General features: G+C 40.5%; 14 protein-coding genes. 6 read left to right on the top strand and 8 right to left on the bottom strand.

Annotated elements, in window-relative coordinates; translation table 11 throughout:
* The first annotated feature begins 48 nt into the window (after positions 1-48).
* The 6 genes from N3A72_06775 (at position 49) to N3A72_06750 (ending at position 8,237) form a co-directional block, all read left to right on the top strand.
* On the top strand, positions 49-540 hold the full coding sequence (locus N3A72_06775; GenBank protein ID MCX7919298.1) for a hypothetical protein: 492 nt from the start codon (positions 49-51) through the stop codon (positions 538-540).
* Positions 541-568: 28 nt separating this feature from the next.
* On the top strand, positions 569-2,689 hold the full coding sequence (locus tag N3A72_06770) for a beta-galactosidase trimerization domain-containing protein (GenBank protein MCX7919297.1): 2,121 nt from the start codon (positions 569-571) through the stop codon (positions 2,687-2,689).
* Positions 2,690-2,812: 123 nt separating this feature from the next.
* Positions 2,813-3,928 (top strand): mandelate racemase, encoded by a 1,116-nt coding sequence (locus N3A72_06765; protein ID MCX7919296.1) that lies wholly within the window; start codon positions 2,813-2,815, stop codon positions 3,926-3,928.
* Positions 3,929-3,995: 67 nt separating this feature from the next.
* Positions 3,996-5,222: a DegT/DnrJ/EryC1/StrS family aminotransferase gene (locus N3A72_06760; protein MCX7919295.1), complete on the top strand. Its 1,227-nt coding sequence runs from the start codon at positions 3,996-3,998 to the stop codon at positions 5,220-5,222.
* A gap of 119 nt (positions 5,223-5,341) precedes the next feature.
* Positions 5,342-6,586 carry an ROK family protein gene (locus N3A72_06755; GenBank protein ID MCX7919294.1) on the top strand — a complete coding sequence of 415 codons (1,245 nt, stop codon included), beginning with the start codon at positions 5,342-5,344 and terminating at the stop codon, positions 6,584-6,586.
* A gap of 112 nt (positions 6,587-6,698) precedes the next feature.
* Positions 6,699-8,237, top strand: a complete 1,539-nt coding sequence (locus N3A72_06750) for a family 10 glycosylhydrolase (protein MCX7919293.1) — start codon at positions 6,699-6,701, stop codon at positions 8,235-8,237.
* 1 nt (position 8,238) lies between these two features.
* Here N3A72_06750 and N3A72_06745 read toward each other — a convergent pair whose 3' ends face one another.
* From N3A72_06745 to N3A72_06710, 8 genes are all read right to left on the bottom strand, one after another.
* Positions 8,239-8,718 (bottom strand): hypothetical protein, encoded by a 480-nt coding sequence (locus N3A72_06745; protein MCX7919292.1) that lies wholly within the window; start codon positions 8,716-8,718, stop codon positions 8,239-8,241.
* A 10-nt stretch (positions 8,719-8,728) separates the two neighbouring features.
* Complete coding sequence (locus N3A72_06740) at positions 8,729-9,415, bottom strand: cytochrome c biogenesis protein CcdA (GenBank protein MCX7919291.1); 687 nt, start codon at positions 9,413-9,415, stop codon at positions 8,729-8,731.
* Between the two features lie 129 nt (positions 9,416-9,544).
* Entirely contained in the window at positions 9,545-10,018 is a 474-nt protein-coding gene (locus tag N3A72_06735; protein MCX7919290.1) for a thioredoxin family protein, read from the bottom strand.
* A 2-nt stretch (positions 10,019-10,020) separates the two neighbouring features.
* The gene (locus N3A72_06730; GenBank protein ID MCX7919289.1) at positions 10,021-10,197 is read right to left on the bottom strand and encodes a hypothetical protein; all 177 of its coding nucleotides are present in this window, start codon (positions 10,195-10,197) and stop codon (positions 10,021-10,023) included.
* Between the two features lie 125 nt (positions 10,198-10,322).
* Positions 10,323-10,553, bottom strand: coding sequence for a thioredoxin family protein (locus N3A72_06725; protein MCX7919288.1), 231 nt, complete (start codon positions 10,551-10,553; stop codon positions 10,323-10,325).
* A gap of 56 nt (positions 10,554-10,609) precedes the next feature.
* A complete protein-coding gene (locus N3A72_06720; protein MCX7919287.1) occupies positions 10,610-11,443 on the bottom strand; it encodes an arsenite methyltransferase in 834 nt (277 codons plus the stop codon).
* 42 nt (positions 11,444-11,485) lie between these two features.
* Positions 11,486-12,529, bottom strand: a complete 1,044-nt coding sequence (gene arsB, locus N3A72_06715) for an ACR3 family arsenite efflux transporter (protein ID MCX7919286.1) — start codon at positions 12,527-12,529, stop codon at positions 11,486-11,488.
* A gap of 82 nt (positions 12,530-12,611) precedes the next feature.
* Positions 12,612-13,040, bottom strand: coding sequence for an arsenate reductase ArsC (locus tag N3A72_06710; GenBank protein ID MCX7919285.1), 429 nt, complete (start codon positions 13,038-13,040; stop codon positions 12,612-12,614).
* Positions 13,041-13,102 lie beyond the last annotated feature (62 nt).

Below are 13,102 nucleotides of genomic sequence, written 5' to 3'. Positions count from 1 at the left end.
AGATGTGTATAAGAGACAGCGGGAACAACGTTTCGCTGCTATAATACCATGTCGTATGAAGGATGGTGTGCGAACGGGCTAATGCATATGCGGAAAAAGTTCGGTGGCAACTACGGTGCACCGACAACCATATCTGTAGATACTCGGATTTGGAATTTTCTAGAGTTCTGTCGTGCTGCGCAATTAGTCGGAAAAGAAGACACGACGGTCGGTTCGTATGCTTATCCGCAAACCTGCGGAGAAGAAAATCAGAAACTGGTTTTTAAAAAGCGACCGTATAATGCGGATAATGACGGTTGCTGGGATGACCCAGATGCGGAACAACATTATTTATTAGAAGACTTATTTGCAACCTGTTACGCTTGGGTGAATGCAGAACTGGATTTTCAAAATGTGGTAAACCATGCGGGTAGCTTTTATAATCTTGGAGCGCGAACCTGGCAGTTAGAAGCGGGAATAGCCGCGTTAGACCATCTTATCCAAGGTGATCCACCGGTTGTTCCGGTAGCATTAAGTTGGTTTTATACCGAAATACATTAGTTGATAGCAATGAAACGAAAGGAAACACATGCAATTTCTTAGTGAAAAAAACCAGATGCATCGGTTTCTATGGTTCAGTCCCTGTGCTAATGATTTGAATATCTACGATGCGAAAAAACTATTGCGAATCGCTAAACGATTACACGCAACCGTAGTCCATTTTCCGGCAACCGGCGCTTCATCGCCTGATACGGTTAAAGCGTTTTATCAAAGTTCGGTTATCCCGCAGCCGGATTGGTTACATGGTCGGGATTTGTTAGCGGAAGCGATTGATGAAGGGAAAAAGCTGGGTATAAAAATTGTTGCTTATTTCAACGGACACTGGTTTCCATCAGAATTTTTTACCACTCGGCAAGATTGGGTGATGCGATCAGTAGATGGTGCGGCGATAAGTCTTGGTTCTTCTTACGGAAGTGGAGAAGTACCCTGTGTGAATAGTCCTGGATTTATAAAGTATACCCAGCTGATTATGGATGAAATCAGCCGGAATTATGCTGTTGATGGAATTTTTCTCGATGGACCGGTATATCGTCCGGAAGGATGCTATTGTGAGTCTTGCCGGAACGCATTTCATGAATTATATCATGCTGAAATACCGATAACATCGGATTGGAATAATCCGTTATGGTATAAATTTCTCGAATTTCGATATGAATCGCTGTTTCGTTATTTTTCTATGGTACAACAAACGGTGAAAAAGAATAAAAATATTCCGGTATATAAAAATGCTGCGGTGCTAACTACTACTTGGTTTAGTTGTTTAGATATAGAAAAATTCAGTAAGTATATTGATATGATAGGAGCGGAACATTTTATATTTTATATTGAACCGCTGCTGGTTCCGCATTGGGGTGCAGCTGCAGTCGCTAAATATGAATCAGCAGTAGCGCGTGCTGCTGGAATACCATCTTCGGTCTATCTCTGTTATGGACATAAAGTTTGGGATTATTATCCAGTTCCGGCAACTGAAATGCGGTTGTTGATCGCGAGTGTTGCTGCCAATGATTCGTATCCGTTCGTCACCATTGACGATGAACAGATAGTCAACGACCCGGTAGCGTTTCAACCGATAGAAGAAATATTCGGATTTATTGAACGGAACGAATCGGTTTATCTAGCTGAAAGTGCGAATCCAGTAGCTTTATTCTGGTCGAATACCACGGCTGATTATTATACCCGTTCAGTTATCGCCGGTGCTTCCGGAACGCATCATTATGAAATCAGGTCTGGAAAAGATTATCAATCTGAATTTCGCGGAGTCTATGAAGCATTGTCGCAAGCGCATATTCCGTTCGATATTATTGGAAGTATCAATATAGACCGGGGTGAATTAAGTCGATATCATGTTCTTGTTTTACCGAATGCCGCAGCATTAAGTGAATCGAATGTAGCGATGATTCGAGATTATGTGAACCGCGGTGGGAGTATTATCGCGACGTATGAAACTTCATTATATAACGAGTTAGGGGTTAAACAGAATGAATTCCAGTTAGCTGAAGTATTCGGGATTACGTATGAAAATGATACCGCATTAACTATTACCAATCGGGATTATCAAAAGATAGTAATCACCCATGCTATAACCGGAAAAGGAAAAGGATTGAAAATTCCGGTTCCGGATTTAAATGTTTTTGTTAAGGTTGTCAACCCGAAATATAAACCGGTAACTAAAATTCTGAAACCATTACCGCATCGGTATCATCCGCTCCAGGAAACTAGTCATTATCCAGGAATTGTGGTAGGTCAGTATGGACTAGGAAAAGTTGTATATTTTAGCGGCACGGTCGGGACACTCTATTATAAATTTCGGATTCGGGATATTAAAAAATTTATTGCAAATGCAGTATGTTGGATGGTTCCGGACTTAATTCGAGTTGATGCACCATCGTCAGTTGAAATAACCTTAACGAAAAATGAGCAAGGATTATATGTTCATTTGATAAACTACTCGACTCGGATTTCTCGACCAATAGAAGAGGTTGTCCCTGTATCGAATATTAAACTTACGCTACCTAATGGTAACAAAATCAGAACGGTTTATGCGGTATCCACTAACCGGCAACTCCGTGTGAAACATCTTAATGGTTCAGTAACTATAACGCTACCGAACTTAAATGAATACGAAATAATTCATATCATTTGGCGTTAGTCTGATACCTTCGTCCTGATTTTAATCAAGGGGGAATTAGGCTTCATCCTGAAAAAAATATCTAATTCTAAATGGTTATGAACTCTGTGCTCAAGCTCGATTGAAAGAGTTCGACGCAATAAAATGAAAATAAAAAACATAGAAGTATTTCCAATCCAATTGAAATATAAAACTGAATTTAAAATATCGCGTGGCTCGGTAGGTTCACCACGAGTTAAAGCACCGCATATTTTCGTTAAAATAACCACTGATTCCGGATTAATCGGCTGGGGTGAAGCGCGACCGAGTCATCGGTGGTCGTATGAAACAGAAGAATCGGTAGTTACTACGTTGAAAAACTATTTAACCCCGGCGTTACTCGGTGTTGATATAAGGAATATCGAACGCATCCATCAAATCATGGCACAAGAAATTGCTCCGGGATTTAATATCGGGCAGCCGATAGCGAAATCAGCTATTGATATCGCTATCTACGATATTCTGAGTAAAAATGAAAAGAAAAGTCTACGAGATTATCTGCATCAATCGGATATAGATACAATCCCGTTAAGTTATATGGTCAGTGTAACATCACCGGAGGTTGCGTATGAACAAGCTCGACAAGCATATCATCAAGGATACCGTGGATTTAAAATTAAAATCGGGATTGAACCAAAAAAAGATATTGAAATTGTATCTGCGGTTAAATCCGTTGGTAACCAAGCATATCTCTGGGTTGATGGGAATCAGGCTTATACCGTGCAGCAAGCAATTAGTTTAGCGAGACAATTAGAAAAAATCGGCATTGATGTTTTCGAACAACCGGTAGCTGCAAATAATTTATTCGGATTACAAGAGGTAGTAAATAACGTTGGTATTCCGATAGCGGTAGATGAATCGGTATATTCTCCGATGGATTTAATCCAGCTTATTCGATTACAAGCGTTAACGATGGTAGTTATGAAGGTTTCAAAAATGGGTGGATTGTTTTATGCTCAGGAATGTATTCGCATCGCTCGCGATGCTGGAATAGGTCTACTCGGTAGTGGTTTAACCGAAACACGATTCGGGTTGGTTGTCAGTGCACAACTTTATGCCGCATATGGAATAACCCTTCCGGTAGATTTAAATGGACCGCAGTTTTTAGCAGAAGATGTAGTCAAATCAAATCAGGTTAGTATCGAAAACGGAAAAGTTATACTTCCCCAACGTATAGGAATTGGGGTAGAATTAAATCCTGAAAAATTTCTTTCTCAATAGGTTTATTTTAACAAAAATTAATTGGTTATTAGGAACGATAATATCAGGAATAATTGCGATATCACTTATGGGAAGAGGAAGACTGGCAATCAACGGTGGTAAACCCGTGCGAATCAAACCATTTCCCCAATGGCCACAAAAAACTATTCTAGAGCGAAAACTGTTGCTTGAAGTCCTTGACAGCGGTAAATGGGGTAAGTATGCTGGAAATAAGGTTAAAGAGTTTGAGCAGCGGTTTGCGGTGTATCAGGGAGCAAAATATGGAATTGCAGTAACGAATGGAACGGTTGGACTTCGGTTAGCGCTACAGGCAGCTGGAATTCAATCCGGAGATGAAGTTATTATCCCGCCCTATACCTTTTTAGCTACAGCGACAGCAGTATTAGAGGTTAATGCGATCCCGATTTTTGTTGATATTGACCCGGATACCTATAATATCTCTGCAACGCTTATCGAACAAGCGATTTCGAAAAAGACCAAAGCAATTATCCCAGTGCATTTTGGTGGACTGGCGGCGGATATGGATGCGATTAATCGTATTGCGAAAAAGCATAACCTTATAGTCATTGAAGATGCATGTCATGCGCATGGCGCAGAATATAAAGGGAAAAAACTCGGTGCACTGGGAGATATGGGCGTATTTAGTTTCCAATCTTCGAAAAACATTACCGCCGGTGAAGGTGGAATAGTTCTCACCAATAACGAACGATATGCAACCATTATCGAGTCGCTCCAGAACTGCGGTCGTGAAATAGGAAAAGCGTGGTATGGACATTATCGGCTCGGTGGAAATCATCGAATGACTGAATGGCAGGGAGCGATACTATTAGCGCAATTAACGCGATTAGAACAACAAACGAAACGGCGGAATGAAAATGGCTTATATTTAAATGCACAGTTGAGTAAAATTCCGGGAATAGTCCCGTTAAAACGAGGTGTTGGAGAAACACGGCATTCGTATCATCTATACATTTTCCGATACCAAAAAGAAGCATTTAACCTGAAACCGAAATCCAGATTTATTGAAGCGTTACAGAAAGAAGGTATTCCTTGTAGTGCTGGGTATCCGATTCCGTTATATAAACAGCCACTATTTACTGAACGGCTATTCGGAGCATATGCTCCCGCAGCGAAAAAAATCGATTATCGCGTGTGGTCATGCCCGAATTGTGAGACCGCATGTTATGAGGAAGCGGTTTGGTTCCATCATTCAGTTTTGCTCGGTTCAAAAAAAGATATGGAGGATATCGTTCAAGCTATCAGGAAAATCCAGCAGTACAAACACGAATTATAAGCGAGAAACAATAAACAATTATTAATTATGTACCCAAAAATTAACCGCACGAGGCACTGGATTATCGAACATATTGCAACGTAAAATAATCTTGTGCCTTCTGTAGTTAGCTTTGCTCTATGAATATTAGCCGGATTGATGAAAAGAAAAAATTATTACGACATCATCATGCGGTCATTCTCAATCTGATTCGAAAACGTGGTCCACTATCCCGAACCGATATTTTTAAAACCACAAATATCCGGATAACGACGATAACCGATATTGTTAAAGAACTCATTGATACTGGTATGGTCATTGAGGTTGGTAGTAAGGCTTCAACCGGCGGTCGTAAACCTATATTATTATCTATCAATCCAGACGCTGGATATATTATCGGGGTTGATATCCGAGCGACAATAATCCGAGGGATTGCAACTGATTTAAAATCGCAAATTATCGCTCAACAGAGTAGAGATATCCTGCAACAATCTTCCGGAGAAGCGATTCTCGGTGACACGAAAGAAGTTATCCGTAGTTTACTTCAGTCAGTTCCTGACCGAAAAAAACTTTTCGGAATAGGAGTATCAATTGCCGCGATGATTAATAGCGTAGCTGGTGAAGTTGTTTATGCTGCGAATATTCCCGGCTGGCATCATCTACCAATTAAACAACTGCTGGAACAAGAATTCCAAATTCCAGTTTATGTTGAAGCGACCGCACGTGCTGCAGCGCTGGGTGAACGAGCGTTCGGTTGTGGGCAAGGAATAGATGATATGATTTTTTATCATATTGGAATGGGAATTGGTGCCGGGATTATCAGTCACGGGAAATTGTACCGTGGTGCGGATGAATTTGCCGGTGAAATTGGACATACGGTGATTGACGAATTCGGACCGGCATGTCGCTGTGGTAACTTCGGATGTCTAGAAGCACTAGCGTCAGCAAAAGCGATTCGTGACCATGCGCTAGCTGCAATTGAAAAAGGGGTTGAATCGGTATTACCTGAATTAGTTGAAAATGACTATTCAAAAATCACCGCTGAAACGGTTTCCAAAGGAGCTGAAAAAGGGGATAAACTGTGCCGGCGGATACTTCAGGAAGCGGGAGCACACTTGGGAATAGGCGCCGCAAATTTAATTAATATATTAAACCCAAAACTACTCATTGTGGGTGGTGGGTTATCAAAAGCAGGCGAGTTTATTATGGAACCATTACTTCGAACGCTGCAAGAACGAAGTCTTGCCGTGTCAGCGAAATCCGTGAAGGTTGTTCCTTCCATGTTGGGAGATAATGCTGCGCCATTAGGTGCAACTACCCTAGTCTTAAAACAAATCTTTGCTATTCCAGAATTACCGGCACCGCCGGAAATCGAACCGATATAAGCAAGGTGCAAGATATTACGCTTGTTCGAAAAGGTTCTGTCCAAACTTGAGTCGAGGATAAATCAGGGTTCCGCTTGAAATAATCCTCTAACCCTAATGTCTGTTTGTGAATATGCTGTGTAAAAAGGTATTCAGTATAGTCGGATTGTTATGCAGTTTAGGTTGTGGTGCGTATCCATTATCGCATCAGCTATCGTTTCGAGGAATCTGGGTTCCGGCAAATGATTTTGCTACGAAAACCTCTGCAGATGCGTTGTTAGAGAAGGTGACCCGAGCGAATTTAAATGCAATATTCCCAGCGGTAATGTGTCATGGAAAAGTATATTATAAAACTTCACATTATCGATATACCATTGCTGTTTCCAATGAATTTGACCCGCTCGATTATCTCATTAAAACAGCTCATAAACGGAATATTTCGGTTCATCCGTGGTTTTGCGTTTATTATGAAGGGGCAACAGATACATTGATACCGAAAAATCCAGAGTGGTTAACTCCCGGATTTGATGGGATAAGTACTGGTAGTCAATATTTTCTTGATCCAGCCCTTCCGGAGGTTAAATCGTATCTTAAAACAGTTATGCTGGATATATTGCCTTATGATATTGATGGATTCCATTTAGATTATATTCGGTATTGTGGCAACCTTTATGGATATGGAGCCCAATCGCGAGCGATGTTCAAATCGGAATATGGATTCGACCCGTTAGACCTGATTCTCTATCCGGAGAAAATTGACCCAGTCCGATTCAATCAATATCCGGTATATTGTATTGTTGACCGTGAGTTTAATAAATCGCATTATTGGATACCGAATCGTATCGAACCGTATCTAGCGTTTGCGAAAATTCGACCGAAATTTATTCAAGCAGGACAATTACCTGAAATTCCGATTCCGTCAGCGGTATTAGTTACGGGATTGTATCCGATAGATAATATAACGATAACCAATATAGTATCATATATAAACCGTGGTGGTAATTTAGTTTATATCGATACCGGAAAGCCCGAATTTATTGGTGATATGTCAGGAACATTGAAACGGGTATGGGAGACTCAGATAGTTAAACTGGCAGAAAAAGTTACAATTCAATCGTTTGAACAGGGAGCGATACAAGGTCCGGTAATCAATAAGAAGCTTGTGGAATTAGCAAAACGGAACGGTAGGAAATTCGACCATACCGCATTAGCAAATAGGAAAGAGCTATGGGATAGTTGGCGGGCGAACCAAGTTCAGGATTTAGTAAATCAATTGTATCGAGAAGTTAAGAAACAAAAACCGAATGTAATTATATCCGCGGCGGTAGGTGATTTGGAGACTGATAAAACTGTTGTATTGCGAGATAGTGGTGGTTGGCTTAAACAAGGAATCATTGATATCCTTTGCCCAATGGATTATACGGAAAGTGTTTCAGAACTCAAGTCGATTATCGCCAAATCTAAACAAGATGCTGGGGAGAAATGGCACCAAGTTTATCCAGGATTAGCATTGTATACTCGAATCGGAAAAATGACGAAACCCCGCAATCCTAAAACAGTTGCTGAGCAAATTCAAGCGGTTAAATCTGCAGGATATCAAGGGATTATGTTCTTTTCTTCAAATCAGTTAGATGAATCGCTCGTTCAGATTTTAAATGCTCATTTAAAATAACCTATTTCTTTTTCAACTCATCTAATTTCTGGCTAAACAATTCTTTGTGGATAAGGGTTTCAGCAACAATTTGTTCAACTAACTGGGTATATTCAGCATGATCAGTTTTTACTAACCGGTTATATTTCGTTTCAATCACTGATTTCTCGATATCAAGCGCTATCGCAAAGATTTTTTCGCGGGTTAATTGACCAGCATTAACTTTCTTTATGATTTCATTAACCATGTGAATAAAGGTTTGTAATGCGATGGGAGTAAACGGTTCCGCTAGCGTAAATTGTTCCGGTGAAGTTGAGACCATTTGCTGCATTTTTTCGATTGCCGCTGCGTGATTCCGTTCTTCACGCGCTATCTCAGACCAGAGTTGAGCATCTATTTTCCAGATGTGACTACATGATTCATATAATTCCCCAACTTTCGTTTCTGCTGTTGCTAAAAAGGTTAGTAAGTCTAAAAATTTGGTTTTCTCTTGTTCATTCATAATCATCTTCCTATAAGAGGAAATAAATACCTACTCCAATAATAACAAGACCTGCGAGTTTTCGCAAGATTAAATTCGCAGTTGCATATCCTTTCGATTCGAGCAGTGTTTTTGCGAATCCTATCGAAGTTCCCGCTATCAGAATTAACAGACAATGACCAAACGCATAGGTCCAGAGTAACATAGTACCATAAACAATGTTCCCCTTTGCGGCGATATATGTTAACAGAACGATGAGAATTGGCGCAGCGCATGGCGCGGAAACGATTCCGAATAATAACCCTAAGAAAAATGCACCGAGATATCCGGTTTGTTTCGGGCGCAAATTTTGTGGGAACGGGATATTGAATTGCAGAATATCGAGTAAATGCAATCCCATAATGAAACATACCCCCGAAACGATATATGGCCAGAATTTACCAGTTACCCCGAATAATGTTCCCAACAATGCGGCAATTAGACCCATAGCAGTGAACATCACGGTTAATCCGAGTACGAATGTCAGCGAGAGAAAAAACGATTGTTTAACACCTTTCGTTTCCTTATATCCGCCGACGAAACTAATGGTTAACGGTATCATGGCAATAACACAGGGATTCGATGCGGTCATTGTCCCGCCAAGTAATACGGCGATAAACGCTAACCACGGTTCGCTTTGAATAAGCTGCTCGGTATTAGCGAATAATTGTTGAAACATATTTTGATAGCTGTTAAATATTTATGCCACAAAGACACTAAGCCCGCCAAGATTCACATTCACAAAGATATTTATGGTTACAAAAGGTAGTGGTTTTTAATATCTTAATGGCTTGGTGGCAGAAGGTTTTTATTTGGAATCTGCAGTAACGCCGATTTCTTTGAGCTTTTCAATTATCGCTGATTTCTCCATAAATCCTTCATGCCGATATACTTCTTTTCCAGTCGAATCATAAAATATTTGAGTTGGAATTAATCGAATCCTGCTTTTTTTGGTCAACTCCGGGTCTTTATCAATGTCAATGATTCGGATAACCACTTTCCCTTCATATTCTTTCGCTAGTTCGTCTAGAATCGGTTTCATTTGTTTGCAGGGAAGACAGATTCCTCGGCCGAACTCGAGTACCGTTGGTAACCTTTTCGGGATTGCCATAGTGGTTTGCTTCGAGTAGGCTGTGGTGGCAGTTGAAGTCGTTATCGTTGAAAACCCTAGTTTCTTTTGTTCGGTTGATTGCGTTATTTTTTTCTTAGCGGGTAAACCGACCGACGGTAATGAGAACATTAAACATAGTATGCTTAATACCATAATCTTATGGAATCTCATAGTCATTTTCCTTTCTTCGTTTCGCAAGCGAAACAATAGAGTATCTCTCCGGTTTTGTTTGTCCAGAATCTAGTTTTACATCGAGTACATTCTACCTCACGCAGTCCAGATTTTCTCTTTGCGGATTTCAGTTGCGCTAATTGATACTGATTACATTGACATTTCTTTTGATTAGTCATAATTTTTTAAATCCACATTTCAAAGCTCAACATCCAAATAAATCTTTTAATTTTCAAATCCCTAAATTATGTTATTGAATGATGAGATGATTTATTTGACATTGGGATTTTGGGTTTGGAATTTATTAGGATAACCATTTCTTGATTTCCGCAACGGTCGGAACTTTTCCGCTGGATTTTATCACGCCATCGATGATCACCGCCGGAGTAAACATAACTCCTTTATCCATCATTTGTTTCATATCGGTGATATACTCTATTTCAGCGTTAAGATTCAATTCTTTAACCGCTTCCTGCACATTTTTCAATGTGGTATGGCACCGTTTACACCCCGGACCGCATACTTCGATTTTCATACTATTTCACCTCCTGACTTAAATAACAAGAGAATTACATAGATTGATACAGGTTATCAACCCTTCGGTTTAATCCCTAGCACAGTAATACTGACTACTGATTGAGCGATATTATTAATATCATTTTTCGCTCCCTTAAAATTCTTGATTATTGCTGGCGAAGTTACCGCATTCCCTATTACTTCTCTCAGATACGAACACTTCTCAATTATCTTGACGTTTTTGAATCCCGCTTGGTTTATCGCTTTCAAATAATCTTTTTTCAAACTTGCGCCGGATAGACAGCCGATATATGCTTCAATCGAATTTTTAATCTCTGGCGGTAACGGCCTTAATAGAACCAAATCTGATACCATCAATCTCCCACCGGGTTTCAACACGCGATATGCTTCTTTAAATACCCTGTTCTTATCCGGAGAAAGATTAATCACACAGTTGGAAATAATCACATCTACGGAATTATCCGCTACTGGTAGATTTTCAATTTCACCGAGCCGAAATTCAACATTATCATACTTCCCTTTCTGCGCATTCTCTCGCGCTTTATCAAGCATTTCCGGGGTCATATCAACGCCGATTACATGACCTGATTTCCCAACCTGTTTTGCTGCGAGGAAACAATCGAATCCGGCACCAGACCCGAGGTCGAGCACCGTCTCTCCTTTTTTTAACGTCGCTAATGCGACCGGATTCCCGCAGCCGAGCCCGAGATTCGCTCCTTTCGGAACCGCATTCAACTCTTTATCCGAATACCCGAGCTTTTTACTGATACTAATCGCGGTGGATTGCTCATCACCGCAACAGGAGACCGGTCCGCAACAACTCCTATTTTGTTTCGCTATCTTTCCATACGCTACTCGAACTATCCTTTTAATATTTTTCTCGTGCATATAAAACCCTTTATAAAATATTCGTTTTGATTTTAGGGAACCTTAAGATACAAATCGTTTCTTCAGCCGCAGGGCGACGTTAACCAGACTGATTAATACCGGTACTTCGAGCAATGGACCGATAACAGTTGCAAACGCTTGATTCGAACTTATCCCGAATATCGCTACCGCTACCGCAATCGCTAACTCGAAATCGTTACTTGCGGCAGTAAACGATACCGCAGTAGTTTGACCATAACTCGCACCAAGTTTGTAAGCGAGATAAAAGGTTGCAAACCACATCAGAAAGAAATATATCCCTAACGGTACCGCAATACGCAAAACATCAAACGGTTGCTGGATAATATATTCCCCTTTCAACGAAAACATGATGATGATCGTGAATAATAACGCAATCAGGGTTAATGGGCTGATTTTCGGCGCAAATACGGTTTCAAACCAATCTTTCCCTTTCGCTTTCATTAAACTGAACCGGGTGATGATACCCGCAAGGAACGGGATACCAAGATAGATAAACACGGTTTTCGCAGATTCGAATATCGAGATACTAACATTTAATCCTTTAACCAGCCCTAACCAATTCAATGCGACGGTTATGAATAGATAGATATATACCGCATAGAAGAGAACTTGGAATATCGCATTAAACGCGACAAGCCCAACCGCTAGTTCCCGGTCACCTTCAGCCAGTTCATTCCAGACAATCACCATTGCAATACATCGGGCTAATCCGACTAAGATAACCCCAATCATATATTCCGGATAATTACGGAGAAAGAGAATTGCTAGTAGAAACATGACTATCGGTCCGATAATCCAGTTCTGCAGAAGCGATAATCCTAATAACTTCTTATTTTGGAACACTTTCCCCATCTCTTCGTATTTTACTTTCGCTAACGGTGGATACATCATCAAAATTAAGCCAATGGCAATAGGAATCGAGGTTGTTCCAACCTGCAATCCGGCGATAAACCGAGTTACTGACGGCAGCAGGAATCCGACCGCTATCCCGATTCCCATCGCTAGAAATATCCAGAAGGTTAAAAGTTTATCGAGTAAAGATAGTTTTTTCTTTTCAGGATTCATAGTATATTTTGCCACCAAGACACTAAGTTTCATTTTAAATTTATATATGCAATGCTAATTTTGCAATGTGAAATGATGATGTTCAGTCACTCGGTGTCTCTGTGGCGATAAAGGTTTTTTCTATCCACGCTTTAATTTCATCGCGCACTCGCCGGAATCCGGCGAGGATTTCATCCTCCGTTCCTTGAAACTTCGATGGATCATCAAAACTCTGATGTAGTTTCTTTCCTGCACCCGGGAAATAAGGGCAGGTTTCTTTCGCAGAATCGCAGACAGTAACCACATAATCAAACTGGCATTCTCGAAATTCATCGATACTTTTCGCCCGATGGTTGGAAATATCAATCCCGAGTTCTGCCATAACCTTAATTGCATAGGGATTAACTGCAGTCGGTTCCGTTCCTGCGCTATATACTTCATAGCGGTCGCTATAGACCGCACGTAATATCCCTTCCGCCATCTGCGACCGTGCAGAGTTATGGGTACAGATGAATAAAACGCGCTTTTTCATAAAATACTATATTATTATTTGGAATCCATGAACGCAGGAAACAATCATTTTGTGTTTGGCAT

Source organism: bacterium, from assembly GCA_026416715.1.
Taxonomy (GTDB): domain Bacteria; phylum UBP4; class UBA4092; order JAOAEQ01; family JAOAEQ01; genus JAOAEQ01.
Note: the sequence above shows the minus strand (reverse complement) of the source record. Positions and strands in the feature narration are given on the sequence as shown.